Source organism: Streptococcus sp. OH4692_COT-348 (assembly GCF_003859975.1).
In the GTDB taxonomy this organism is placed as follows: Bacteria; Bacillota; Bacilli; order Lactobacillales; family Streptococcaceae; genus Streptococcus.
Genome location: NZ_RQZB01000003.1, coordinates 61,259 through 86,111, shown reverse-complemented (window position 1 = coordinate 86,111; position 24,853 = coordinate 61,259). Strand labels below are relative to the sequence as shown.

At 42.2% G+C, this 24,853-nt stretch carries 24 protein-coding genes, 1 pseudogene and 1 riboswitch; of the genes and pseudogenes, 3 read left to right on the top strand and 22 right to left on the bottom strand.

Annotated elements, in window-relative coordinates; genetic code table 11:
- Positions 1 to 3: 3 nt before the first annotated feature.
- The 12 genes and pseudogenes from EII37_RS02325 to EII37_RS02270 form a co-directional block, all read right to left on the bottom strand.
- Positions 4 to 810 carry a metal ABC transporter permease gene (locus EII37_RS02325; RefSeq protein ID WP_000950038.1) on the bottom strand — a complete coding sequence of 269 codons (807 nt, stop codon included), beginning with the start codon at positions 808 to 810 and terminating at the stop codon, positions 4 to 6.
- Positions 803 to 1,507 carry a metal ABC transporter ATP-binding protein gene (locus EII37_RS02320; protein ID WP_001269496.1) on the bottom strand — a complete coding sequence of 235 codons (705 nt, stop codon included), beginning with the start codon at positions 1,505 to 1,507 and terminating at the stop codon, positions 803 to 805. Before EII37_RS02320 ends, EII37_RS02325 begins: the two co-directional genes overlap by 8 nt.
- Positions 1,507 to 1,947: a zinc-dependent transcriptional regulator AdcR gene (gene adcR / locus EII37_RS02315; protein WP_001249308.1), complete on the bottom strand. Its 441-nt coding sequence runs from the start codon at positions 1,945 to 1,947 to the stop codon at positions 1,507 to 1,509. Before adcR ends, EII37_RS02320 begins: the two co-directional genes overlap by 1 nt.
- A 151-nt stretch (positions 1,948 to 2,098) precedes the next feature.
- Positions 2,099 to 3,367: a D-alanyl-lipoteichoic acid biosynthesis protein DltD gene (gene dltD, locus EII37_RS02310; RefSeq protein ID WP_124787471.1), complete on the bottom strand. Its 1,269-nt coding sequence runs from the start codon at positions 3,365 to 3,367 to the stop codon at positions 2,099 to 2,101.
- Positions 3,360 to 3,599 (bottom strand): D-alanine--poly(phosphoribitol) ligase subunit DltC, encoded by a 240-nt coding sequence (dltC, locus tag EII37_RS02305; protein WP_000351967.1) that lies wholly within the window; start codon positions 3,597 to 3,599, stop codon positions 3,360 to 3,362. The genes dltD and dltC overlap by 8 nt, the downstream gene beginning before the upstream one ends.
- A gap of 13 nt (positions 3,600 to 3,612) precedes the next feature.
- Entirely contained in the window at positions 3,613 to 4,857 is a 1,245-nt protein-coding gene (dltB, locus tag EII37_RS02300; protein WP_124787470.1) for a D-alanyl-lipoteichoic acid biosynthesis protein DltB, read from the bottom strand.
- Complete coding sequence (gene dltA / locus EII37_RS02295; protein WP_124787469.1) at positions 4,854 to 6,404, bottom strand: D-alanine--poly(phosphoribitol) ligase subunit DltA; 1,551 nt, start codon at positions 6,402 to 6,404, stop codon at positions 4,854 to 4,856. The genes dltB and dltA overlap by 4 nt, the downstream gene beginning before the upstream one ends.
- 20 nt (positions 6,405 to 6,424) lie before the next feature.
- Complete coding sequence (locus tag EII37_RS02290; RefSeq protein ID WP_124787468.1) at positions 6,425 to 6,556, bottom strand: teichoic acid D-Ala incorporation-associated protein DltX; 132 nt, start codon at positions 6,554 to 6,556, stop codon at positions 6,425 to 6,427.
- 222 nt (positions 6,557 to 6,778) lie between these two features.
- Positions 6,779 to 7,483: an MIP/aquaporin family protein gene (locus EII37_RS02285; RefSeq protein WP_124787467.1), complete on the bottom strand. Its 705-nt coding sequence runs from the start codon at positions 7,481 to 7,483 to the stop codon at positions 6,779 to 6,781.
- Between the two features lie 69 nt (positions 7,484 to 7,552).
- Positions 7,553 to 9,379 (bottom strand): type 1 glycerol-3-phosphate oxidase, encoded by a 1,827-nt coding sequence (gene glpO / locus EII37_RS02280; RefSeq protein ID WP_124787466.1) that lies wholly within the window; start codon positions 9,377 to 9,379, stop codon positions 7,553 to 7,555.
- A 193-nt stretch (positions 9,380 to 9,572) separates the two neighbouring features.
- Positions 9,573 to 11,082, bottom strand: a pseudogene (gene glpK, locus EII37_RS02275) (glycerol kinase GlpK).
- 159 nt (positions 11,083 to 11,241) lie between these two features.
- Positions 11,242 to 12,669, bottom strand: a complete 1,428-nt coding sequence (locus EII37_RS02270; protein ID WP_124787465.1) for a helix-turn-helix domain-containing protein — start codon at positions 12,667 to 12,669, stop codon at positions 11,242 to 11,244.
- Between the two features lie 164 nt (positions 12,670 to 12,833).
- On the opposite strand from EII37_RS02270, the gene hslO reads away from it, so the two are divergent.
- Both hslO and dusB read left to right on the top strand, forming a co-directional pair.
- Positions 12,834 to 13,706 (top strand): Hsp33 family molecular chaperone HslO, encoded by an 873-nt coding sequence (gene hslO / locus EII37_RS02265; protein WP_124787464.1) that lies wholly within the window; start codon positions 12,834 to 12,836, stop codon positions 13,704 to 13,706.
- Positions 13,693 to 14,673, top strand: a complete 981-nt coding sequence (dusB, locus tag EII37_RS02260) for a tRNA dihydrouridine synthase DusB (protein WP_020902632.1) — start codon at positions 13,693 to 13,695, stop codon at positions 14,671 to 14,673. The genes hslO and dusB overlap by 14 nt, the downstream gene beginning before the upstream one ends.
- A gap of 70 nt (positions 14,674 to 14,743) precedes the next feature.
- Here the strand turns inward: dusB and EII37_RS02255 are convergent, their stop codons facing one another.
- Entirely contained in the window at positions 14,744 to 15,436 is a 693-nt protein-coding gene (locus EII37_RS02255) for a hypothetical protein (protein ID WP_124787463.1), read from the bottom strand.
- A gap of 287 nt (positions 15,437 to 15,723) precedes the next feature.
- Between EII37_RS02255 and EII37_RS02250 the strand changes: the two genes are divergently transcribed.
- Positions 15,724 to 15,954 (top strand): hypothetical protein, encoded by a 231-nt coding sequence (locus tag EII37_RS02250; RefSeq protein ID WP_124787462.1) that lies wholly within the window; start codon positions 15,724 to 15,726, stop codon positions 15,952 to 15,954.
- Positions 15,955 to 16,026: 72 nt separating this feature from the next.
- Here EII37_RS02250 and EII37_RS02245 read toward each other — a convergent pair whose 3' ends face one another.
- The 9 genes from EII37_RS02245 to EII37_RS02205 all read right to left on the bottom strand — a co-directional run bounded on the left by EII37_RS02245 (position 16,027) and on the right by EII37_RS02205 (position 24,593).
- Positions 16,027 to 16,800 carry an NUDIX hydrolase gene (locus EII37_RS02245; RefSeq protein WP_124787461.1) on the bottom strand — a complete coding sequence of 258 codons (774 nt, stop codon included), beginning with the start codon at positions 16,798 to 16,800 and terminating at the stop codon, positions 16,027 to 16,029.
- 1 nt (position 16,801) lies between these two features.
- Positions 16,802 to 17,581, bottom strand: coding sequence for a nicotinamide riboside transporter PnuC (gene pnuC / locus EII37_RS02240; RefSeq protein ID WP_124787460.1), 780 nt, complete (start codon positions 17,579 to 17,581; stop codon positions 16,802 to 16,804).
- A 9-nt stretch (positions 17,582 to 17,590) separates the two neighbouring features.
- Positions 17,591 to 18,649, bottom strand: a complete 1,059-nt coding sequence (locus tag EII37_RS02235) for an AAA family ATPase (protein ID WP_124787459.1) — start codon at positions 18,647 to 18,649, stop codon at positions 17,591 to 17,593.
- 147 nt (positions 18,650 to 18,796) lie between these two features.
- A complete protein-coding gene (locus EII37_RS02230; RefSeq protein WP_124787458.1) occupies positions 18,797 to 21,229 on the bottom strand; it encodes an ATP-dependent Clp protease ATP-binding subunit in 2,433 nt (810 codons plus the stop codon).
- Position 21,230: 1 nt separating this feature from the next.
- A complete protein-coding gene (locus EII37_RS02225) occupies positions 21,231 to 21,689 on the bottom strand; it encodes a CtsR family transcriptional regulator (protein ID WP_001211279.1) in 459 nt (152 codons plus the stop codon).
- Positions 21,690 to 21,807: 118 nt separating this feature from the next.
- Positions 21,808 to 22,536, bottom strand: coding sequence for an ABC transporter ATP-binding protein (locus tag EII37_RS02220; RefSeq protein ID WP_124787457.1), 729 nt, complete (start codon positions 22,534 to 22,536; stop codon positions 21,808 to 21,810).
- Positions 22,536 to 23,543 (bottom strand): ABC transporter substrate-binding protein, encoded by a 1,008-nt coding sequence (locus EII37_RS02215; protein ID WP_124787456.1) that lies wholly within the window; start codon positions 23,541 to 23,543, stop codon positions 22,536 to 22,538. Before EII37_RS02215 ends, EII37_RS02220 begins: the two co-directional genes overlap by 1 nt.
- A gap of 38 nt (positions 23,544 to 23,581) precedes the next feature.
- The gene (locus EII37_RS02210) at positions 23,582 to 24,340 is read right to left on the bottom strand and encodes an ABC transporter permease (RefSeq protein WP_185695937.1); all 759 of its coding nucleotides are present in this window, start codon (positions 24,338 to 24,340) and stop codon (positions 23,582 to 23,584) included.
- Positions 24,303 to 24,593 (bottom strand): thiamine-binding protein, encoded by a 291-nt coding sequence (locus tag EII37_RS02205; protein WP_124787454.1) that lies wholly within the window; start codon positions 24,591 to 24,593, stop codon positions 24,303 to 24,305. Before EII37_RS02205 ends, EII37_RS02210 begins: the two co-directional genes overlap by 38 nt.
- Positions 24,594 to 24,661: 68 nt before the next feature.
- Positions 24,662 to 24,764, bottom strand: a riboswitch (TPP riboswitch).
- Positions 24,765 to 24,853: the final 89 nt, after the last annotated feature.

Genomic DNA, 24,853 nt, shown 5'->3' with positions numbered 1-24,853 from the left:
CTCCTATTTGATAAAACGTCTTACTAAACTAATAAGTAAAAAGACAGTTACAAAAATAATGGTAATACTTGCACTTGCAGGTGTTTCTGCATAGTAGGAAATGTAAAGTCCTGCTACCATTCCCAAAAATCCAATAGCACTGGCAAGCAGCATAACCGATTTAAAGTTTTTCCCCAGACGCAGGGCAATACTAGCTGGCAAGACCATAATGGTCGACACCAGAAGAGCTCCTGCTGCAGGAATCATAAGGGCAATGGCCACCCCTGTCACCATGTTAAAAAGAATGGACATGGTGCGAACTGGCAAGCCATCCACAAAGGCCGTATCCTCATCAAAGGTCAAGATATACATTGGACGCAAGAAGAGGAAGGTCAAAATCAAAACAACCGCCGCAATGACAAAGAGGGAAATAACCTGCTCTTCGCTGATAGTCACGATTGAACCAAAAAGATACTGGTCCAAACTCATTGAGCTAGAGCTTTTACCCTTGCTCATGACAATCAGAGAAACAGCCAGACCTGTCGACATGAGGATAGCTGTCCCGATTTCCATAAAGCTCTTGTAAACCGTACGGAGATACTCTAGAAAGACCGCCGCAATCAAGACAATGGCAATCGTAGAAACTGTCGGAGAAATCCCCAAAACCAGACCAAAGGCTACACCTGAAAGTGAGACGTGGCTAAGAGTATCACTCATCAAACTCTGACGACGCAAGATAAGGAAGGTTCCAAGAACTGGCGAGAAAAGACTCATAGCAATAACCGCCAGAAAGGCACGTTGCATAAAGTCATAAGATAATAAACTAAGCATGGCCCACCTCCTGGTCATTCTCATGAACGTTAAAACAACGCCATGGCGAGTCTTGGTTACGGACTAGATGAATATTGCGGTCCGCATAGTCCTTAACTTCTTCAGGGTCATGGGTAATCATCAAAACAGCCTTGCCATGATGATGGGCGCTGTGGTGCATGAGTTCGTAAAATTCATTTTTACTTCCTGCATCCATCCCCGTTGTCGGCTCATCTAGGATAAATACATCAGGGTCAGAAGCAAACATACGCGCGATTACCGCCCGTTGCTTTTGCCCCCCAGAAAGAGAACCCAAGCGTTTGTCTCTGTGCTCCCACATGCCAACTGAATCCAGACTGGCCTTGATATGCTCCTCATCATGAGCATTTAAACGACGGAACCAACCCTTTCGTGGGTAGCGTCCCGACTTGACAAATTCATAAACCGTACTTGGAAAACCAGCGTTAAAACTGGCAATCTGTTGAGGTAGATAAGCTATTCTCAATTTCTTACCCTGGGTATTTGTCTTTGAAATGGTCACCTTACCAATGCGTGGTTGAAGAATCCCAAGACTGGCCTTGATCAGTGTCGTCTTAGCCGCTCCATTTTCCCCTGTCAAGGTAACAAATTCCCCACTATCAACACTATAATTGATATGTTCAAGAACAGGCTCCTTATCATAATAGAAGGACAAATCCTCTACCGTAATATATCTCATTATTTGATTTCTCCTACTAAAGCAGTCAAAAACCGCTGAATCACTTTTTGTTCATTTGGAGTAAACTGAGTCGCCACTTGTTCATAGGTTAAAAGCGTATGCTCATGGTGATGATGGTGCTCCTCAGCAATTGGACGAGCCAAGTCAGTCAATTGATAAAAAATCACACGCGCATCCTTAGGATCTTTAGATGTCTCCAACATTCCTTCCTTGACCAAAGACTTAATAGCCTTGGTAACTGCCGCCTGACTGACATTGAGACGACGGGCCAACTCTGAATTGGTTAAAGATTCCTCTGACAATAGCATGAGGATATGCTCCTGAGTATTGGTTAGAGCTACCTCGCTAGTGCAATGACCTATTAGGATTTCATGCTGGTTTTCCGCCTGCAAAATCACCTCATTCAAAAAGGCATCGATATCCTTCGCTAGCTGTCTCATGTGTTACTCCTTTCCTTTTGGACTTCTCTTTTTAAGAGAAAAATACTATTCTTTGAAATTTCATTTACCAGTTAATTATATCACAAGCAAAAAAAGAGTCAAGAAAAAACGTGAAAACTGGTTTCATTCTTGAACTCTTCCATACTATTATCTATTGAAATTCCTTGATATCTCCATCATAAGTCGCCCAATCTTTGCTGAAAAAGCGCTCATTCAAGTGGTAAGTCGGAGCTGGTGTGGGATTGGATAGGAAAGGATCAACTGCCTTGTCAAAAGCTAACCAACCCAACCAACCAATATGAATTGTATCTTTTACAAAATAAAGTTCAGCACCATTTTTTGAAAAATCTGCTATATTGGTAAAACCTTGGCTTTCTAACTGGTAACGAATCTTTTCAACTGCGTGTTGATACATATCTTGATTTAATCCCGTATAATCCATCCATTTTTTATTAACAGGTTGAATCACAAACAATACATTCACTTTTGAATTCGCAAATTGATTCAAGACTAATTGCAAGTCATTATATTCGGAGGATTTTAGAAAATTATAATTTTTCTGATAATCCTTCCACTTTTTTAAATCTTTCTTTACTTGCGTATCATAGAAATGATTTTCCATCCCCATATCATTATTCGTGGTATTTGCTTCAGCATCTTTTACAGCAATTTCTCTCAATTCATCGTAGGAAAACTTATCTGGTAAGTCTTTTAGATACTTCTCCACGCGATCTCTATATTTTTCTCCATCATTCACTGACAATTGTCCAAATAGAAATGATTGTTTTTGGTTGAATCGTGCCAATGTATCTATGAGTGTCTTATCTATTTCTGAAAGTCGCTCACCCTCGGTTATTTTTTTGACTATATCTCCCAATACTACATTAGGATACTTTTTCATTAAACGCGTAGCGGCGTAACGACTTGAAAGATCTCCAGACTGATTTTCCAAAAAAGCGCCCAATTGATCCGTGTTAAAATACCTACGAAAAACTGCAGGTTCATACTCCGTTTCTGTGAACCACTGAGGAGAAATAACAAAAACAGCTTGTTTATTTTCTAGCTCTGGCAATATTTGCTGCATACCAAAGTACTGATTCAAAGAAGCTGCTCCTGCTTGTCCTAAAAAATAGGGTCTATACGAACGATTGTACTTCTCCGCTAAAACAGCTGGATGCATACTATCAAATCGAATCCACTCACTAGAACCAAAAAAGGGAATAAATCGTAGATTTGGATCCGAAAGAGCTCTCACTTTCTGAAATCTTTCTCTGAAACTTTGTGTACTAATCGCTGCTGCATATCGTTTTTCTTCTGATAAATTATAACTTTTACTAGTAGGATAAAAGAAAATGAGCAGACAAACCAACAAACCAGCTATCAAGACCGGTCCGAAGATCATCCATAAGCGTTTAAGCATTTTGTAGCTCCACAATACCAGCTATGATTTTATTAGCTGTATTCCAGTCGTCGCGACCAAACTCTGTCACAGGGACACGAATATCAAAACGGTTTTCAATCTCCACAATCAACTCAACCGTTCCCATACTATCCAAGACACCTGCATCAAAAAGATCTTCATCCATCATGTCAGAAACATCTTCCATAAACAACTCATCAATAATTTCGATAACTTCTGATTTGATATCCATATTTTATTTCCTTTTATTTTTTAAACCATAAATCATTCAAAAATCCAGAAAAGATCAAGAATGACAGCATGACGACATGGAAGGTGATAACCATGCCAAGCAACTGAATCCAGCGATTCTCAGGTAGAGCAGGCTTCCCTGCTTTTTTCCGTTCCTTATTGAGTGTTTTTTTCTTACGAACCCAAGCGTCATTGATGACCAGTCCAATCCCATGAAAAAGTCCATAGGCGATGTAGTACCAGGTCACACCATGCCAAAATCCCATAATCAGCATATTTACAATGTAAGCCACGCTTGAGGTTACATTGCGATTTTTAAAGATCTTCTTTCTGGTCAATACCATCACCATTCGCATAAAGACAAAGTCACGGAACCAGAAAGAAAGACTCATGTGCCAACGATTCCAAAATTCCTTTAAATCCCTTGATAAAAAAGGCTTATTAAAGTTGATGGGACTACGGATTCCCATTAAATTTGAAATGGCTAAGGCAAACATAGAATAACCTGCAAAGTCAAAGAAGAGTTCCAGACCAAAGGTATACATGACTGCCAAGGCATAGTGGTTAAAGAAGCCACCAGACTGCAGGGCTAGATTCTTCAGAGGAGGTAGTAAAGTCTCTCCTAAAACATGAGCTAGGATAAACTTATACAAAAAGCCCCACATGATATAGCGAACAGATTCATCCAACATATCCAGCAACTCATCCCGCTCAGGAATGGTCTGATAATTTTCATTAAAACGCTTAAAGCGATCGATTGGGCCACTTGAAAAGGTCGGCATGAAGAGAAGAAAACGGAGGAATTCCCAGAGGGTAAAATCCTTAATCACTCCATCTCTCAGCTCGATGATAATCCCAACCGAACGAAAGGTCAGGTAAGAAATTCCCAAAAACCCAAGCAAAGACTGCGTTCCATTGATAGCCGGCTGCACCTTGACAAAGATAATCGGAAGGAGGGACAGAAAACTAACTAGGTAGAAGACCCACTTGCCATCCTTGCTTTTTCGATAATGCTTGTAGAAGAGTACGAGCAATATTTCCCAGCAAAGGTAAATACCCAAGGCAGCCAACTGATTAGTCTTCCCACCTACCAACATGGTGACGATAAAGAAGAGACTAACCAGCACTTCATACCAGGCAAAGCGTTTCTTGAAAAAGAGGCCAATAAAGATGGGCAAGGTTGCAGCAATCACATAGACAAAATACTGAGGATTACCATATGGCTCTAAATGAGGAAGCTGTTGAAAGAACTCCATCATCTGCTATTCACCTCGTTAATCAATCCTTTGATGTCAATCTTTCCATTTGGAGTCAGTGGCAAACTGTCTCGATAAAGGAATTTAGACGGCATCATGTAGGACATCATGATATCTGTTAAATCTTCCTTGATAGCCTTGGTAATATCAATATCTCGCTCAAACTGCTCACGAACACCGTCTTTCAAGATGACATAAGCCAATAGATTTTGCACCTTGTGGTCTTTATTATAACGTGGTACAGCTACAGCAGACTCGATAAAGCGAGACTTATTTAGGTTTTGAGAGACATCTTCTAACTCAATGCGGTAACCGTTGAACTTAATCTGGAAGTCCATGCGTCCGCCGTAGAGAAGCAAGCCTTCATCTGTCATAGTTCCCACATCTCCTGTATGGTAGGCTGGTAGACCTTCAAACTCAAAGAAGGCTTCTGCCGTTTTTTCAGGATTGTTCATATAACCTTTTGAAACGGCTGGTCCAGAAACAATGATTTCTCCCTGTTCGCCATTTGGCAATTTATTGCCTTCCTCGTCAATGATAAAGGTTGGAGAATCAGCCTTGGTATAGCCGATTGGTAGGCGTTTGAGAGTTGCCAACATCTCGTCTGTCACAGCAACAGCTGACAGGGCTACTGTCGCTTCTGTTGGACCGTAGGCATTGATAATATGGGCATTGGGGAAACGCTCACGTAGTTTTTGAGCCGTTTTGACCGTCAATTCTTCGCCATCAAAGTAAAAATGCGTGATACCTGGCATTTTCTCGCTGTTGAAGTCTTCTGATAACATGGCCATATCCGCAAAAGAAGGCGTTGATGTCCAGATAGCGATTGGCAATGAAAAGATGGTCGCAAAGAGTTGCTTAAAATCCTGAGTGATGACAGATGGTAAAGCAAAAAGAGTTCCTCCCAGTGCCAAGGTCGGAGCCCAATACATGACAGACAAGTCAAAAGAATAAGGTGGCTGAGCCAACATTTGCGGACGACTTGGCGTCGCAAATTCCTTGTCCGTAATCATCCAGTTGGTAAAGCTGAGGAGATTATCATGTGAAATCTGCACTCCCTTTGGCTTACCAGTCGTACCAGAAGTAAAGATAATGTAGTAGTTATCATCTCCCTTGACTGGATGCGTGATCTCATAGCTAGACCCTTGAGCAAAGGCTTCTTGAACCTGAGCTAGAGTCATCATTGGCGTAGAAACCTGCTCCAATGGAAAGTCTGAGATGGCAATAATCAAACTTGGCTCCGCTACTTCTAAAATAGCCGAAACTCGCTCCAAAGCCGAATGACTATCAATTGGAATGTAGGCATGACCTGACTTAGTCAGCGCTACAAAAGTTGCCAACATTTCATATTCTTGGCCACCAAAAACAACCACAGGAGACTTCTCTGGTAAATCCAGTTGATCGATGGCTGCAGCCAAACTATCCGAATCAGCCTTCAAATCTCCATAAGTGTGTTCCTGCCCCAAAACATTATAGACAGGATAGCTAGGCTGTGTCTGAGCAAAATGCTCAATGGTTTCAATCATATCTACTATTGGTTTATTTGACACAATAGGGATTCTCCTTCAAGTTAAAATTCATTATAGATAAAGCTTCCTTGACCCTGACCAAGATAGCTAAAGAAGTAAAACAGCCCTAGAAAGATAAGAAAATACAAGGCTGTCCGACCAAGAAAGAGGTACAATTCTTTTCTTTGTTTCATCAAGAAAAACCATTCATTTCTGTAATTTTTGCTAAATAAGATAGATTCTCACTATAGTATTTTTCTACCATTGTACCACTTTATAGACTAGTTTTTCAATTGTTTGCCGTAGATTTTCACTAGATTTCAGCTTATTTTAAGGATTATGCGGTTTTTCTATGTATATTTTTAAAAAAGCCTGAGATTTTCATCTCAAGCTTTTCAACATAATTGTTTTCTAGATTAGAAAAGCGAGAATACAAGCACGGCCAAGGCTGCACCGATAACAGGTCCCACAACTGGAATCCAAGCGTAAGACCAATCTCCGTCTCCCTTGTTTGAAATTGGCAAGATGCTATGCATGATACGAGGTCCAAGGTCACGCGCAGGGTTCAAGGCACAACCTGTTGTTCCACCTAGTGATAGACCGATACCGACAATCAAAGTTCCCACTGCGAAGGTTCCGATTCCTGCTTGAAGGTCATAAAGTCCCAAAGCAAAGATTGTTAATACCAATACAAAAGTTCCTAGGATTTCACTAATCAAGTTTGATACAGTATCTTTTATAGCTGGTCCTGTGCTGAAGGTTGCCAGGATATTGCCTGCATTTTCTTCTGCCTCATAATGCGGCTTGAATTGCAACCAAACCAAAATCTGACCGAGCATAGCCCCTGCGAACTGGGCTAAGATATAAGGCAAAACGGAAGCCCAAGGTAAATCACCTTTTAAAGCCACACCAATTGTCACAGCTGGGTTTAAATGAGCTGGACTGAGCGTACCAGATACAAAGGCCGCAACGGCTACAGCAATTCCCCATCCCATAGTGATGACAATCCATCCTGAATTGTTACTCTTGGTTTTGGGAAGAACCACACCTGCTACAACACCATTTCCTAGAAGAATCAGGATTAAAGTTCCCAAAAATTCTCCAAATAATTCATTCATCATCTTTCTGTCTCCATTAAAAAGAAGGGGCGGGCGACAAGGAGTCCTGCCCTCCACCTCTTTTATTTTTTCTTAATTTTTTAATTCTGCTAAATCGTTGTTAGCGAGAGCTGCTTCGACATCCGCACGGTAAGCTTCTTTTTCCTCTTCTGTCCAGTCATAGAATCGTCCCATTTCATCCAAAACTGGCTCAACGATGCTATCCAAACTATCACGCATAAAGAGCATGTGGTTGGTACGGCGAAGGAGGAAGTCAACCGGGCTAAGAGCCAACTCGTTGCGCATTGCATAGTGAAGGGACAAGGTGTCTGCCAAACTGAGTCCTGGTGCTTGTTCCAAACTATGAGCAAGAGCAAAGACTTTCGGTGCATTTGAACCGTAGAGATTTGCGAGATAGTGAGCTTCCTTGCTATCCAAGCCACGTGACACTCCAAGTTGCGCAAAGGCTTCGATTTCTGAGTCCACATTTGCTGGGTTCAATTCCCCACCTGAAACAGGGTAAGTCTTAGAATTGATGAGTTTAAAGCTACGGTCAAATTCTGCTTTGAGGATGTCAACCACGCGCTCCATAGCTCCTTCAGCCATCTTACGGTAGTCTGTGATTTTACCACCAGCAAGGGTCAAGAGGCCATTGTCATCTCGGTCCAAGCTCGAACCACGTGAAACTGCAGATGGGTCCAAATGTTTCTCAGAGGTACTGCTTTCAAGCTTGCTGACAGCAGACTCAACATCTTCACGCGTTTTTTCTTTAGAGAGATAAGATTCAACAGTCGCAATCAAGTTGTTAAAGCTTTCATCACTGATGGTTCCGTTATTTCCTCCATTGTAGTCAGAAGCGCTATTGCCTGCGATCAATGGACGAAGACCTGCCCAGCTACTTTCAATATCATCAATGGTAATGTTGGCTTCTGGGAAGCGGTTGTTGACAATGCCAAGTAGATAATCTACATCTTCCTGAGTCACTTTTGGATGTTCCAAATCCCCTGTGTAGTCTGTATCCGTTGTACCAAAGTAAGTCTTGTTTTCACGCGGGAGAACAAAGACCATACGACCATCTCCCAAACCAGTGTCAAAGTAAACTGGCTGTGAAACCTTGATCTTGCTTGAGTCCACTACCAAGTGAACTCCCTTAGTTGGACGCATTTGTGAGAATTGGGTTCCCTTATTAGACAAGTTACGTACTTTATCACTCCAAGGACCTGTTGTGTTAATCACCAGACGGGCCTTGATTTCAAAGACTTGGTCTGTCAAGAGATCACGAGCTACAACACCTGTAATCTTGCCACTTTCGTCAAAGAGGAAGCCTTCTGCCTTCACGTGGTTAGCAATGAGGGCACCGTCTTGGTTGGCACGTTTGATATTTTCAATCACGAGACGCGCATCGTTGTTACGGAAGTCAAGGTAAACCCCACCTCCTACCAAGCCTTCTTTCTTCAAGTTTGGCTGGCGTTCCAAGACTTCTTCCTTACTCAAAACCTTGTTAGCAGCTGGCGTGTTGTTAACTCCTGCCAAAAGGTCGTACAAGTCCATGGCTACTTTAAGACGGAAGAGGCTAAAGGTCGCTCCATCTTCGTCGTAAACTGGTAAGAGCATTGGGTCTGGTTTCGGAATGTGGGGAGCGATTTGTTGAACTACAGCACGTTCAGAAACAGTGTCTGATACCACTTCTACGTCGAATTGTTTGAGGTAACGAAGACCACCGTGAACCAATTTTGTTGAACGGCTAGATGTTCCTTCTGCGAAGTCCTGCATTTCAATCAAACCAGTCTCAAGACCGCTAGCCGCTGCCTGCAAGGCTACACCAGCCCCTGTAATTCCTCCACCGATAATCAAGAGGTCCAAGGTACGTTCCTGCATTTTTTGAATTGATAATTCACGTGTTTTCTTTGAAAATTCCATATTTACACACTTTCTAACTAAGTCGCTTTATTCTTCCAGTATTATACTCTTCGAAAATCTCTTCAAACCACGTCAGCGTCGCCTTACCGAATGTATGGTTACTGACTTCGTCAGTTTCATTTACAACCTCAAAGCAGTGCTTTGAGCAACCTGCGGCTAGCTTCCTAGTTTGCTCTTTGATTTTCATTGAGTATTAGTCATCGATTTCCGCAAAGACTTGCGTTGCTTTTACAGCCTTCTTCCAGCCCTTGTAGAGTTGTTCCTTGCGAGATTCGTTCATCGATGGCTCGAAGAGCTCTCCTGTCTCATTCAAGAGTTTCAACTCATCCAAGTCTTTCCAATAACCTACTGACAAACCTGCTAGGAAGGCTGCTCCTAGGGCTGTTGTTTCCAAGTTTTTGGCGCGTGCGATATCGATTCCCAAAATGTCAGCTTGGAACTGCATGAGGAAATTGTTCATAGCTGCACCACCGTCTACTTTCAAGACTTGGATAGCTGTCTGAGCATCCACTTGCATGGTGTCGAATGATGTCACGTACTTGATAAGCAATAGATTGCAAAGTCGCCTTGATAAAGTCTTCTTTACTTGTTCCACGAGTTAAGCCAAAGACAGAACCGCGAGCGTTTTGGTTCCAGTATGGAGCACCTAGACCTGTAAAGGCTGGAACGACATAAACTTCATCATTGTTGTGAGAATCACGGGCATATTTTTCAGATTCTGGTGAATTTTCAACCATGCGAAGTCCATCACGAAGCCACTGAATGGCGCTGCCTGCGATGAAGATTGAACCTTCCAAGGCATAGTAAACCTTGCCATTGATTCCGTAACCAATGGTTGTTAATAGGTTGTTCTCAGACAACTGCATCTCTTCACCAGTATTCATGATGATGAAAGAACCTGTTCCATAAGTATTCTTGACCATACCTGGTTCAAAGGCCAACTGTCCAAAGAGGGCTGCTTGTTGGTCCCCAGCCATACCTGAGATTGGCACTTCTCCACCGTAGAAATGGAATGGAGCTGTCTTACCATAGATTTCAGAGTTAGAACGAACTTCTGGCAACATAGCCTTTGGAATGTTGAGGATTTCCAAAATCTCATCATCCCATTTAAGTTCTTTAATGTTATAAAGCATGGTACGAGCTGCATTTGAGTAGTCCGTCACGTGAGCCGCACCGTCAGTCAATTTCCAAACCAACCAAGTATCGATGGTACCAAAGAGCAATTCCCCTTTTTCTGCTCGCTCTTGAGCACCTTCTACATGATCCAAAATCCAACGAACCTTGGTAGCAGAGAAGTAAGCATCGATGATCAAACCAGTCTTTTCATGGAATTTTTCCACATAACCTTGACTTTTTAGTTGTTCAGCCAAAGGAGCTGTCTGACGTGATTGCCAAACGATAGCATTGTAGATAGGGAGCCCTGTTTTCTTATCCCAGACGACAGTTGTTTCACGCTGGTTGGTAATCCCGATTGCTTCGATTTGATTTGGCTTGACACCACTTTCGATGAAAGCACCCGCAATAACTGACTGAACAGAGTTCCAAATTTCATTGGCATTGTGCTCTACCCAACCTGCCTGAGGGAAAATCTGGGTAAACTCTTTTTGACTCGAGCTAACTTTTTCTCCTTTTTTGTTGAAAATAATGGCACGAGAACTTGTAGTTCCCTGGTCAATGGCCATAATGTATTTTTCTTGTGACATGTGCTGTCCTCCTGATAAAGATCTTGAGGATGTTTCCTCTTTACACTAACTAGTATACAAAATAAAGCGCTTTCTTGTTCATCAACTTTTTTTAATTTTTTAAAAAATGTGAGTAGATTGTGTGAATTTCACAAAAAAGACCTGGAACAACCAAGCCTTTTAAGTGAATAATAACTGACGAATCCCTGCCAAATCTTCCAAATCCAAGTCGTTTTTTAAATAATAAACTGGGGTCTGTTCCTTCTTATGAATCGGGTTATTGGTAACCAGCAAATCATAATGCCGAGTACAATCATAGGCTTCAATGGTAATAAAACGATTGTATTCCAAATACCGTTTCAAAATGGCTGCCATCCTTGAAAAGACAAGAAAACCAGATGTCAAATCCAGACCAATCCGCATATGCTGGCCACCATTTTCAGCCATATATTCGATTAACTGGAGCCATTCCCAGAGAATTTTCTTATCCAAATCCGTCCCCTGATGAAAGGCAGGCAAGGCATGAAAAATCTCCTCTGCCGTTCCCCTAAAATCATGTTCCATCAAAAAATAAGGATGACGATTCTCCAACTGGTACTTGTAGCGGTCCTGTAAAATATAGCCCTTATAGAGATAGACTTGAGCACAAAGCTGACTGAGTTCATAGGTAACGTGATCCTCTGTATAATCACCCAGCAACTCCTCCTTCTTCATTTCTTGAATCAATTGCGTCAGCAAATCTGCCAACTGTCCTCCAAAACCAAGGATATACTCCATAGTATGAAGGGGAAGAATGCGATGAGATAGGAGGAAAGAGAAGAAAATCATCATCTCCCCATCCTCAGTTCCTAGAGGAAGATGTTGCCCAGCAAAAAAGGACGGAGCCTTTCGGTGCAAACGAAGGTAGAAAATATTGTCAAAATACCCTCGCATTTTCTCTTCTATGACTTGAAACTGACAAGCATTGACCCGAAGACGCTGTTGACTGATGTGATCCCAGAGAACCAAGTCCAATTTCTGACCCGCAGACAAACTTGCACCGCAGATTTCTTCTAAAGTGGCAATCTCCTGTTTTCTCTCTGGTTTCTGCATATGGCCTTCCCATTCCTGACTCGACCAGACCTTGCGAAAAAGACAGAAATAGAAATAGCGAATCTGATGCTCTGGACCTCGCCAACGTCCATTTTGGATGGATAAGTCAAATTCTGACAAAATCTGATTCAAACTAGCTAAGTGGCGACCAAGCGTAGCCTCACTAATCATCAATTCTTGAGCCAGCTGATGAGCTAAAAACTGTTGGTGGTAGAGAAGATAGATTAAAATTTGATATTTTATGGCATTTTCTAAAAATAAGCTCCGAATATCTCTCCCCTTGGTCGCTGCACCGATCGATAGACGCAGATTTTCATCTTCTAAGTGAATAGTCAGCTCTAAGCCACTATCCAAAGCCTTGTCATTGAGAAGGGTGACATATTTGGTTAGGGTTGCTTTTGAAAATCCTGTTTCCTCCATTACAGCCTTGACAGTCGTCTGAGACTCTTGTAATAGAAAGGAAAGGATCGAAAATTGGCCAGATTCAGCCTTTTCCATCAAATCTCCTAAATACATTTGTTACCCCTTTCATTTTCTACCTTAAGCATAGCATAAATCTTACAAATGCTGAAATAATCTGTTTCTCTTTTTATTTTCATGCTGATTTCCTAGTCCATTATCCTGAAAATCAGCAAACACACGGCTCCCCCTTTGGGCATTTTTATGCTAAAATAGTAGCTATGGATAAAATTATTAAAACTATATCAGAAAGCGGAGCCTTTCGTGCTTTTGTCCTTGATAGCACAGAAACCGTCCGCACTGCTCAAGAAAAACACCAAACCCAAGCTAGCTCAACTGTAGCGCTTGGTCGAACCCTTATCGCTAGCCAGATTCTCGCAGCCAATGAAAAAGGAAATACTAAACTAACAGTTAAAGTTCTTGGAACGAGCTCTCTAGGGGCCATTATCACGGTCGCAGATACCAAGGGGAACGTCAAAGGCTATGTTCAAAATCCTGGTGTTGACATCAAAAAAACTGCAACTGGTGAAGTGCTAGTCGGACCTTTTGTTGGAAACGGTCAATTCCTCGTTATCACAGACTACGGTACTGGAAATCCTTACAACTCTATGACTCCCCTTATCTCTGGAGAAATTGGTGAAGACCTTGCCTTTTACCTGACTGAAAGCCAACAAACACCTTCAGCAGTCGGCCTCAATGTCCTTTTGGACGAGGAAGACAAGGTCAAGGTTGCAGGTGGTTTCCTAGTTCAAGTCTTGCCAGGAGCCAAGGAAGAAGAGATTGCTCGTTTTGAAAAACGCATCCAAGAAATGCCAGCTATCTCAACCCTTCTGGAAAGTGAAGACCATATCGAAGCCCTCCTCAAGGCTATCTACGGTGACGAGGCCTACAAGCTTCTTTCTGAAGAAGAAATCCGTTTCCAATGTGACTGTAGCCATGAACGCTTTATGAACGCTCTTGCCAGCCTTCCAAGCTCAGACCTACAGGAAATGAAAGAGGAAGACCACGGGGCAGAAATCACTTGTCAATTCTGCCAAACAACTTATAACTTTGATGAAAACGACCTGGAGGAACTCATTCGTGACAAATCTTAATACACCCTTTATGATTGGCAATGTTGAGATTCCCAATCGTACCGTTTTAGCACCCATGGCTGGTGTGACTAACTCAGCCTTTCGTACTATCGCAAAAGAGCTCGGAGCTGGACTCGTTGTCATGGAAATGGTCTCTGACAAGGGAATCCAATACAACAACGAAAAAACCCTGCACATGCTTCATATTGACGAAGGCGAAAACCCTGTCTCTATCCAACTTTTTGGTAGTGATGAAGACAGCCTAGCACGCGCAGCAGAATTCATCCAAGAAAACACCAAAACCGATATCGTGGATATCAACATGGGCTGCCCAGTTAACAAAATCGTGAAGAACGAAGCTGGCGCTATGTGGCTCAAGGATCCAGATAAGATTTACTCTATCATCAACAAGGTCCAGTCTGTCCTTGATATTCCACTTACTGTCAAGATGCGTACCGGCTGGGCTGACCCATCTCTCGCAGTAGAAAATGCCCTCGCTGCTGAAGCTGCAGGTGTTTCTGCCCTCGCCATGCATGGCCGTACCCGTGAACAAATGTATACAGGTCATGCAGACCTTGAGACCTTGCACAACGTAGCTCAAGCTCTGACCAAGATTCCATTTATCGCCAACGGTGACATCCGTACAGTCCAAGAAGCCAAACAACGCATCGAAGAAGTCGGTGCTGATGCAGTCATGATTGGCCGCGCTGCTATGGGAAATCCTTACCTCTTCAACCAAATCAACCATTACTTTGAAACAGGAGAAATCCTCCCTGATTTGACCTTTGAAGACAAGATGAAAATCGCCTACGAACATTTGAAACGCTTGATTAACCTCAAAGGAGAAAACGTAGCAGTTCGTGAATTCCGTGGTCTCGCTCCTCACTACCTCCGTGGAACATCTGGCGCAGCCAAACTCCGTGGAGCTATTTCACAAGCTAGCACTCTGGCAGAGATTGAGGCTCTCTTGCAATTGGATAAGGCTTAATAGTTTAAAACCCGTAACTCTCTTAAAGGTTACGGGTTTTTGACTGTAAAAATTCAAATACTGAAGGTTATTATTGATTCAAAGCAACACTGGAAACCTTACCATCCGCTCCTGTTGTAATTTGGATGATTTTTCCTCCACCAATTTTGGCATTATACTTACCATCATCAAGAGTATAAGAATAGCCTTTGATAGAGTAATTTTCTTTCTTTCCATCGGAAGATTCTACTGTAAATTGGCCACCTGATGAAACTGTGATAGTTTCGCCATTAGCTCCCTTCCAGTTACCCGCTGCAGCTGAGAAATCACCATCTACCATGGTTAAAACACCCTTGTAGCGTTTATTTTGCTCTGCTTGTTTGTCTTGAAGTTTGCGGTCAGTTGTAGGATCATAGCTTGATTGGTTAGACTGGGCTTGAGGAGCTTGTTGAGTTGAAGGAGTCTGAACAGGAGTTTGTTGACTAGTCGCCTGTTGATTAAACACTTCTTGACCTTGTCTTTGTTCTGGTGCCGCTTGTGATGGTGTTGCACTTGCTGAAGACTGGTCAGTAGACGCCTTGGCTTTTTCAGATGAAGCTGAACTTGAGGATTTCTGAGTCTTGCTTTCTTTGCTAGAAGAAGTTGCTTTAGAACTTGATGACTGACTTGTCTTAGCAGAACTGCTTGCTTGAGTTGTTTCCTTTTTATTTCCACAAGCTCCTAATAGCAAGGTAGAAGCCAATACAGTTGCTGCCATCAATTTGATATAGGTTTTCTTTTTCATTTTTCTACTCCTTTGTAATGTTTTAGAAATATAAAGAAATCTTTTTGTAATGTAATTGTAACATTAGAATTTGAATATGTCAACCATTTATCTAAACTATTTTAAAAATCTTAAATACTTTAGATACATTTACTCTTCCTACTCTTCTATTCGTAATCTAATAGAAAAAACAGAAAAAAATTCCTATTTTGTTTAAAATTTTTTAAATCTCCTTTGTGTAATCGCTTGCATTATGTTAGACAAAGGAATATACTAACATTGAAATAGAATATAGGAGGTGCACTCTCATGCTAAATAAGTATTACAAGTATCTTCCTTGGGTGATTTTGGGAGCTTTCTGGTCTTATCAGTCTGCCATTCGCTACGCTCAAACTACATTTGATTTATTTTACTTAATAACTATTTTTATGATTGTAAATATAGCTTTATTGTATTTACACGAAACCTATTTAAAATATAAATACAAAGATTTATTCATTCGCATCATGAGCAATTCTAAGAGAGATAGCCATCCCTAAAACAGTCGCAACAGCAAATCAAACTAATAAAGGTAAATAAAGAGGTCGGGAACTTTGTCCCGGCCTCGCTTTTTATTTCAATCGATAGGTTTTTCTTGGTTTCTTTTTAGGCACTCGCTTGAGCCCAACCTCTTCTACATATTCTCCGTATTTTACGAGGAAATTATTGCTGACGATTGGACGACCGGGGTTGATAAGATTAACCAGTTCCGTCCCTTCGTAGACAGTGAACTCCTCCTCCAGCAGATAAAGGAAGGTCGGATTCCAGTCAAGTCGGCCTTGGATTCGTTTGATGGATTCTTGAATAATGTCATAATGGTCAAAAGCGAAGGCTTGCTCCTCCAGTTCCACTCCCTCAAGGAAGCATTTGCCTGTCTGAAAATCTACATCTACGAAAACGACATCCTTAGCATCGTCTCCTGCTTGAACAAGTTCTAATGCACGACTAGGCAAATAAACCAAGTGGGCGATGGTCACAGTCCAACCCCGAGGGTCACGGCCGGGGGTAGATACTGTCATCAATTGCTCAATTTTTTCTAGAGGAAGTTCGAGGTTGACCTCTTCTTTCACCTCGCGCTGACAAGCATGTGCAGCGTCTTCTCCCTTGTCCATAAATCCTCCAACCAAGGCTAAACAATTTTGATATGGATGAGCCTTACGACGGATAAGTAGAAGTTTGATTTTCCCTTCTACAAAGCAATAAGCTACCATATCCACCGTCACACTAGGCTTTTCATATTGAGGGAGTTCTTGCTTGTAGTACCAGTCTAAAAATTCTTCCTGACTGGCATGAATTTCAAAATATTCTTTTTCTGTCATCCCAGCTGGAATCATCGTGTCAGCCATGTTAGGCCTCCTTACGAACTGCCTTAGTCCATTGGTACCAACCCACTAGACTGTTGAGTGTGTAAACCCAGTACATCCCTTGGATGTGGATATTTTCACCCCACCAGAGATAAATACTAAAGAGATTGGTTGCAATCCAGAAAATCCATTGCTCACGATAGAGACGTGTCATCAAGAGCTGGCCGACACCATTGGTCGCATCGGTAACACTATCGCGGAAAGGGCGAGCACTATGAATACTTTGGTAAGCTAAGCCCATACCAATCCAAATGATAGCAGTCAAGGCTAAGTACTTGAGCCAGTCAAAAACAGATAATTTCTTAGCCTCAAAATGAGATTCTTCTGCTTTTCCTTGATCATTGATACGGTTGGACAGCCAAGCATAGAGACCAATCGGTTGCATGACAAAGAAGTAAACAGTCGTCAAAACTTCGCCATAAAAAGTCGCATTCATGGCCAAAATCAAATAGATGGCAGAGTTAATGGCCCCAAAGAGATAGTTGCTTGCACGCCCTTCTGCTACCAAGATAACACAGACAATCCCAGTCCAAGATGCAAACAAGCTCATCCAGTCATGGCTTTCTGCATTTTGCGTGAATTCCAAGATTAAGGGAACACTTGACAGGACGATGAGATACAACCACTGGTAAAGACTCCGGCCGACAAAGAGATCTTTCCAGAGCAGGTGCATGATTCCTGCAAAACCGATCTTGCGGGCTTCCGCATGAACATTTTTAAAGTTTTCGATAAATTGTGTGATTTTTTCAGTTAGTTTTTTCATAATTTTCTCCTAATCTGCTTGGTAAATGGCATCAATAGCCAGTTTTGCTGCTTCATAATTTCCTAGATAATCCTCAGCTAGATAAACTAGTGGAATGTTTGCTAAGTAGCGCTCCCTCATCTGGTCCAAATGCTGGGAAAAACTATGACGAATATGGTCTTCTGCCATGGTCATATCTCTAAAGCCGTCATTGACATAGGAGCCGACAGGTTGCACAAAGAGAATCAAGTCCCATTTCTCCTTAGCCAAGATCGAGGCAAAGAGATTATCAAAAGTCTCTCCCGATAAGTCCCCTTGATCCTCGGTCTCCATGTAATAATCATAGTAGCCCTTGGTTACTAAGGAGTTGGTGTCAGCTATCACTAGGCCTCGATTGGCATTACTGTCAATTAACTTAGAGGTCTGGTCATACTGCCCTAAAAGGAGATAGTAGTAATCCTTTGGAGTCAATTCATCGTCGCGGACATTGTTTTTGATCTGGTACTCGCGTGCGTATTCCAAGCTGACCGGCGCATCGTAATACCTTGCCAAATCCTTAGCTAAAGTGGTCTTCCCATTGCTGGCACTTCCCATAATCAACACTTTCTTTGTAAACTGACGTCGGAAGGGTTGAGCAATATATTTCCAATATTTGCTTGGATTTTCTCGAATCATAGTCGCTGAAATATCAAACTTTCTTTCTTGCAAGACAGTCTCAAAGCCACGATTTGATAATTCTTGCTGGTAGTCTGGCTCTCCCACAAAGAAGATTAGTTCTTGCTGGGTTTCATCATAGAAAATATCCTCTAACATTTGGTCCAACCACTCCTGCCAGCCCATAGGGTAACGAGGAAGATTGGTTTCATCTAATTTGCAGACAGAGGTCAACTCATCATCACGAAAGGCCTCTCGGATATAGCGGAATCTTTTTTGAAGCGTTAAGCCTACCTGCTCCCCTCTATCTCCCTCATAGCCTGAAACGACAACCCAGACCTGGTCACACTGCCGCTTGGCTCGCTGGATCAGATCGATATGACCTTGATGAAGCGGAGCAAAGGTTCCAAATACCACTGCTGTTTTCTTTTTCATAAACCTATTACCTTTTTATATTTTTTGATATTTTCATTATCTATGTTTTTATTATAAACTATATTTTTGTTTTGTCAATAGTTTTTTATTGTTTTTTATAAAAAACTAGCAAAAAAGAGAACCAAGATTGCTCCTGATTCTCCATTTTTATGCAATATCAAATTTTAACTGGCCTGCTTTAACACCAATCTTAAGTGTGCTGCCTGCCACCAAATCTCCCTTGAGAAGAAGTTCTGCCAACTTGTCTTCCACTTCTGTTTGCAGGGTTCTGCGAAGTGGACGAGCTCCCATCTCTGGGTCATATCCTTGATTTGCCAATAATTTCAGTGCGGAAGCTTGTAATTTCAAGTCAATGCCTTTTTCAGCCAAACTTGCCACTAAAGGTTTGACCATAATCTTTACCACTTCCTGCATATGGTCGCTAGACAGGCTATGGAAGACCACCTTTTCATCAATACGGTTGATAAACTCAGGTCTATAAGCCTTTTTCAGCTCTTCGAACATGCGTTTTTCCATATTCTCCTGGTCAAAACGAATGTCCTTTGCCCCAAATCCAACTGTCTTGTCATCACGAAGGGCTGTCGCACCAAGGTTTGATGTCATGATGATAATGGTATTTGAAAAGTCGACCTTGCGTCCCTTACTATCAGTCAAGACACCGTCATCCAAGACCTGCAAGAGAACATTAAAGATGTCTGGGTGGGCCTTCTCAACCTCATCAAAAAGGAGAACGGAATATGGTTTGTTGCGAACTTTCTCGGTCAACTCCCCACCTTCTTCATAACCCACATAGCCCGGAGGAGCTCCATTGAGACGACTGGCTGCAAATTTCTCCATATACTCACTCATATCAAAGCGGATAAGGGCCGATTCATCGTCAAAAAGAACTTCTGCCAAAGCCTTGGCCAATTCGGTCTTACCGACACCTGTAGGTCCTAGGAACATAAAGGAACCAATCGGACGCTTATGACTGCGAATCCCTGACTGGTTGCGACGAATGGCACGGCTAATGCTTGAAACAGCTTGATCTTGACCGATGACACGTTTGTGCAGTTCAGCTTCCAGATTCAGGTATTTCTTAGCATCAGTCTGAGTCAGTTTTTGGACTGGGATACCTGACAAACGACTCAAGGTGGTCAAAATATCAGACTCTGTCACCAAGTCTTTATAAACAGGTACTTCCTCTTCTCTTGCGATTAGCTGAGCTGCCTGTTTCCACTTACCATCCATCAAGGCCTTGTCAGCTGGACTCAAACCTGAATCGTCTGCTTTTACATGCTTAGCCTTATTTTGTACTGTTGCTGCTGCCTCATCCAAGAGATCGATAGCAGAGTCTGGCAAATGGCGACTAGTCAAGTAACGATGAGCCATCTTGACGGCTGTTTCAACTGCTTCATCTGTGATTTGCACACGGTGATGTTTCTCATAAGTCGCCTTCAAGCCTTGCAAAATGGTCATGCTGTCTGCAACACTTGGCTCTTCGATCGTCACTTTGGCGAATCGACGAGAAAGGGCCGCATCTTTTTCGATGTGTTTTTGGTATTCTTCCTGAGTGGTGGCACCAACCGTTCTCAAAGTTCCACGTGCCAAGGCTGGTTTCAAGATATTGGCCGCATCCAGAGTCGAATCAATCCCGCTACCAGAGCCCATGATGGTATGGAGCTCATCGATAAAGAGAATGACTTGACCATCTTCTTCAATATCCTTAATGATATTATTCATGCGCTCTTCAAAGTCACCACGGAAGCGTGTCCCTGCAACGACATTCATCAAATCCAGCTCCAACACGCGCATCTTAGCCATTTCCGCAGGTACATCACCACTAGCAATACGCTGAGCGAGTCCAAGCGCCAAGGCTGTTTTCCCGACACCAGCATCCCCAACCAAGACAGGATTGTTCTTAGTCTTCCGGCTCAAGATTTGAATCATACGCGAGATTTCCTTGTCCCGACCGATAACTGGCTCTAACTTGCCAGAACGCGCTTGCTCTGTCAAATCATGCGTATAGTCCTCGAGACCACCACTCGGAGTCTGGGGCATCCCCATCATATTAGCCATAGAATTTTGCTTGTCAGCTACTGTACGATGGCGTTGGCGTAAAGCCTTGAGATCTTCACGAGTCCAACCTGCACGTTCTTCTAAATTTCGACGAAGGGCAGCAATCTTGACCTGATCTTTCTTGTCTTCATAAGAAAAACCAGCCCTCTCCAAGATACGAGTCGCCAAGGCATTGCCATCATGCAAAATCGCATAGAGGACGTGCTCCGTCCCTAGCACCTTAGCATGGACCACTGACGCTACATATTCTGCTTCGTCAAAAAGAACCTGCAAACGATGGGAGAACGGCAATCCCGTAAAGGTTTCATCCTGGCTATAGTCCGTTTCAGTCAGTTCCAAAGCGACTTCTTCTAAACGGTCCATCTCATATGGATAATCATTTAAAGTCGCCCCTGCCACACTATAACTGTGATTGGACATGGCAATCAACAAGTGCCAAGACTCTAGATAACGAGCTCCAAAATGGCCAGCAACCATGTAGGCACTTTCGATACATTCATTCAATGCTTTTGAATAGTTCATCTTACTTCCCTTTTCTATCTACCTCTTGTATGACCTGTCGTAGCATGTTTGCACGAACAACTGGAGCTTCTTCTCCTAGAACGCGATCCAAAGCTACTGATACTAGCAAATTCATCTCCTGCTTGGTCATCAATTCCTGCTCAACCAAAAGCTGTAGAATATCCTCATAAATTTCTTGACTGACCCGCTCACCAATCGAGTAAAGCAGCTCCCGTAGCATTTCATGATGACTAGAAAACTCAATCCGTCCTATACGAATGTAGCCTCCACCACCACGCTTACTTTCAACCAAGTAGCCTCTACTTTCCGTAAAGCGTGTCTTGATCACATAGTTGATCTGACTAGGAACAACCTGAAAGGTATCTGCCAACTGACTACGTTGCAACTCCACAATACCAGATTGATCTAAAATCGCCTTGATGTAGGCCTCAATATGATCCGATGTATTTTTAAATCTCATTACAAACCCACCTCTCTCTTTAAACCTTGACTATCTTTGACTATTATACCGAAATTTTCTTATTTTTAAAAGAAAAAGGGCGCTAGTAAAGGATAATCTTCACCAACTCCCTATTTTTCTACTTATCTAAGCCTAATTCTGCCAAGATTTGACGTTTGTAGGCAATCTTTTGGACTTCCTTGTCCTCATCTCCAGACCAATCTAGTTTAATTTCTGAAACAATCTGCCCAGGGCGATTTTTCAAGATATAGATGCGGTCGCTGAGACTAAGGGCCTCCTCGATACTATGAGTAATAATCAATGTTGTCAGTTGCAACTGCTTGTGAATCTCAAGGTACCAAGCGTGGAGTTCCATCTTGGTCATCTCATCCAAGGCGCTAAAGGCCTCATCTAAGAGAAAGAGCTTGTGCCCGAAAAGGTAGGTTCTGAGCAAGGCTACACGCTGACGCATCCCCCCACTAAGTTCATGGGGATACTTGTCTCGTACAGCTGTCAACTGAAAGGTCGCAAGAATGTCATCTGCTCGGGCAATAGCTTCTGCCTTATCCACTTTTTGAATCAAGAGAGGCAAAATGATATTGCCAAGCACCGTCTTGTGCTCCAAGAGTAGATCCTTTTGCAACATATAACTCACGCGCCCCTTGGGATTTTCCTCACCGTCCAGAACAATTCGCCCTGACTGGACTTCTAAAATCCCAGCAATTAAGTTAAAGAGGGTGGTCTTCCCTACACCACTTGGGCCCAGAATGGAAACCACTTCCCCTGAAGTCACTTTCAGATTGATATCCTCTAAAATCCTCTCTTGACCATAGGCATAACTGACATGTTCTAGTCTAATCTCTGTCATTATTTCACAAATTCGTTGGTGAAGCCTTTGTCTGTCAAATCTTCTTTAAGGATACCATTTTCTTTATCCCATTTGTAGAAGGCATTCCAGCGAGCTGCATCAAATTGACCCCATTTTTCCTTGTCACTTGCGTATTCTTTTGACAAGTATTTTTGAGATTCGATGACAAAGTCACGTTTTTCCTGAAGTTCAGGTGCATTCTTAATGAGGATATCAGCTGCTTCTTCTGGATGCTCCATAGCATATTGGTAACCTTTTTTGATAGCTTGGATAACTTTGCGCGCTTCTTCTTTGTTGTCTTTAAGGTAGTCGTTGTTTGCGATGATAACTGGTGAGTAGTAATCAAATTCCTTGACATAGTCTTTCAAATACATGAAATTAGCCTCTACGCCTTGAGATTTTGCAAGGATACCATCCCATCCGTAGTAGATCCATGCAGTATCAAATACTCCATTAGCAATCGGTGTGATTGAGTTTGAGTCGTTGTTTGGTACTTTTTCTACTTTCTCAAAGTCCCCACCTTGTGATTCTACCAAGGTTTTCAACATAGCAAGTTCAGTTGGGTCATTCCATGTACCATATTTCTTACCAACTAAATCTTTTGGACTAGCTACATTGTCAGATTTACGAGAGATAATTCCTGATGTATTGTGTTCAACAATAGCTGCAACGGCAGTAATTCCTGCTCCTTTTTCCAATTTTTTAGCCATATAGTCTTGGAAATAAACTGCAAATGGTGCCTTACCGTTAATAACCAAGTCAGAAGAACTTTCTTCTGGTGGCAATTTCAAATCAACATCCACTCCAGCTTCCTTGAAGTAGCCTTTTTCCTTAGCCACATAAAGCCCTGTGTGGTTGGTATTTGGTGTCCAGTCTAGGATAAAGTCAATCTTCTTAGGTTCTGCTTCCTTATTATCCTTAGAAGCAGTTCCTTGACCACAGGCCACAAGCACAATAGCTACAAGAGCTGTTAAAACAGTTAAAAACACTTTCCATGTTTTTTTCATTTTGATTTCCTCTTTTCTTTTTCAGAAACATTCTAATTCTACGAACGTTTCCATTTAATAACATATTTTTCACTGACATCAACCAGCTTCATACCGAGAAGGCTGATAATCGATACCAGAATAATAATAGCAAACATGGTATCATACTGAAACAGTTTCTTGGACTGAATCATGTAAACACCTAGTCCTTCAAAGCCTCCCAACCACTCAGATACCACTGTTGTGATAAAGGCGTAGGAGACACTAACCCTCAGACCTGCATAAAAGTAAGGCAGGCTGACTGGGATTTTAAAATGCCAAAGGATTTGCCAAGGATTGGCCCGCATCAGATTAAACAAGGTCAGCATATCCTTGTCACAATGCCTAAAACCGTCCAAAATGCTGACGATGATAGGAAAGGTTGTCGTCAAGATAATCAAGACAATCTTAGGGAGAATCCCATAACCTAGCCACAAGACTAGAATAGGAGCTATGGCAATGGTCGGAATGGTCTGAACGACCACCATCATAGGGTAAATCAGGTCATTGAGCCAAGTCAAACTGTCCATGAGCACAGCCATGAGACAGGCAATCAAAACTCCCAAAATTAGACCTAGCAAAGCCACTCTCAAGGTCGCCCAGCTATGGTGCCAGAGAAATTCTCTATCACGCACAAAAGACTGGAGGATTTCAAGAGGTGTCGGCAGGATAAACTTGGGGAGAAGTTTAAGAAAACCTGCTAACTGCCAGATTGACAAGACTCCTAGAAAGCCCAATAGACTAATGTGTCGTCTCAGTATACTTTTCAAGTTTCTCATCAATACTTAAAATCTCTCCTACATTTATTTTGACATTGGCAAAAACATTATCTGCCTTTTGTCCTACCACTTCAAGCGCTTCTTTGAGAATACGCATAAGCTCATCAAACTCCCCTTCCAAGACCGTTTCAAATGGTGTCACCACCATAGTCACTTCTTGAGCTTGCAGATAAGCAATGACCTGATCAATAACAGCAATCCGATCAATTCCCTGTGATAGGGGTAAAACTTGCAAGGCAATGCTTGCTTTCATAAGAACCTCCTCTTCTCGTTTTCCTTTGACAAAAAGAAAAACCTTTACCATATATGGAAAAGGTGCAGAATAGACTAAGTATCGTTCCCTACGCTGGCATTACCCAAATCAGGTGCGGTCGAAGTTTAACACTTCCTCTCAGACTGTACACAGACTCCCATATATTATATGGACATATGATAGCGCAAAATAAAAAAAATGTCAAGGAAACTGCTTACAGAAAAACATGAAAAGAGTTTGAAAACAAGTGCTTCAAACTC

What these genes read in the sequence shown, in the direction of transcription:
- EII37_RS02325 (WP_000950038.1), bottom strand. Translation starts at nt 810, where the DNA reads ATGCTTAGTTTATTATCTTATGACTTTATGCAACGTGCCTTTCTGGCG.
- EII37_RS02320 (WP_001269496.1), bottom strand. Translation starts at nt 1,507, where the DNA reads ATGAGATATATTACGGTAGAGGATTTGTCCTTCTATTATGATAAGGAG.
- adcR (WP_001249308.1), bottom strand. Translation starts at nt 1,947, where the DNA reads ATGAGACAGCTAGCGAAGGATATCGATGCCTTTTTGAATGAGGTGATT.
- dltD (WP_124787471.1), bottom strand. Translation starts at nt 3,367, where the DNA reads ATGCTTAAACGCTTATGGATGATCTTCGGACCGGTCTTGATAGCTGGT.
- dltC (WP_000351967.1), bottom strand. Translation starts at nt 3,599, where the DNA reads ATGGATATCAAATCAGAAGTTATCGAAATTATTGATGAGTTGTTTATG.
- dltB (WP_124787470.1), bottom strand. Translation starts at nt 4,857, where the DNA reads ATGATGGAGTTCTTTCAACAGCTTCCTCATTTAGAGCCATATGGTAAT.
- EII37_RS02290 (WP_124787468.1), bottom strand. Translation starts at nt 6,556, where the DNA reads ATGAAACAAAGAAAAGAATTGTACCTCTTTCTTGGTCGGACAGCCTTG.
- EII37_RS02285 (WP_124787467.1), bottom strand. Translation starts at nt 7,483, where the DNA reads ATGATGAATGAATTATTTGGAGAATTTTTGGGAACTTTAATCCTGATT.
- glpO (WP_124787466.1), bottom strand. Translation starts at nt 9,379, where the DNA reads ATGGAATTTTCAAAGAAAACACGTGAATTATCAATTCAAAAAATGCAG.
- EII37_RS02270 (WP_124787465.1), bottom strand. Translation starts at nt 12,669, where the DNA reads ATGTATTTAGGAGATTTGATGGAAAAGGCTGAATCTGGCCAATTTTCG.
- hslO (WP_124787464.1), top strand. Translation starts at nt 12,834, where the DNA reads ATGGATAAAATTATTAAAACTATATCAGAAAGCGGAGCCTTTCGTGCT.
- EII37_RS02255 (WP_124787463.1), bottom strand. Translation starts at nt 15,436, where the DNA reads ATGAAAAAGAAAACCTATATCAAATTGATGGCAGCAACTGTATTGGCT.
- EII37_RS02250 (WP_124787462.1), top strand. Translation starts at nt 15,724, where the DNA reads ATGCTAAATAAGTATTACAAGTATCTTCCTTGGGTGATTTTGGGAGCT.
- EII37_RS02245 (WP_124787461.1), bottom strand. Translation starts at nt 16,800, where the DNA reads ATGGCTGACACGATGATTCCAGCTGGGATGACAGAAAAAGAATATTTT.
- pnuC (WP_124787460.1), bottom strand. Translation starts at nt 17,581, where the DNA reads ATGAAAAAACTAACTGAAAAAATCACACAATTTATCGAAAACTTTAAA.
- EII37_RS02235 (WP_124787459.1), bottom strand. Translation starts at nt 18,649, where the DNA reads ATGAAAAAGAAAACAGCAGTGGTATTTGGAACCTTTGCTCCGCTTCAT.
- EII37_RS02230 (WP_124787458.1), bottom strand. Translation starts at nt 21,229, where the DNA reads ATGAACTATTCAAAAGCATTGAATGAATGTATCGAAAGTGCCTACATG.
- EII37_RS02225 (WP_001211279.1), bottom strand. Translation starts at nt 21,689, where the DNA reads ATGAGATTTAAAAATACATCGGATCATATTGAGGCCTACATCAAGGCG.
- EII37_RS02220 (WP_124787457.1), bottom strand. Translation starts at nt 22,536, where the DNA reads ATGACAGAGATTAGACTAGAACATGTCAGTTATGCCTATGGTCAAGAG.
- EII37_RS02215 (WP_124787456.1), bottom strand. Translation starts at nt 23,543, where the DNA reads ATGAAAAAAACATGGAAAGTGTTTTTAACTGTTTTAACAGCTCTTGTA.
- EII37_RS02210 (WP_185695937.1), bottom strand. Translation starts at nt 24,340, where the DNA reads ATGAGAAACTTGAAAAGTATACTGAGACGACACATTAGTCTATTGGGC.
- EII37_RS02205 (WP_124787454.1), bottom strand. Translation starts at nt 24,593, where the DNA reads ATGAAAGCAAGCATTGCCTTGCAAGTTTTACCCCTATCACAGGGAATT.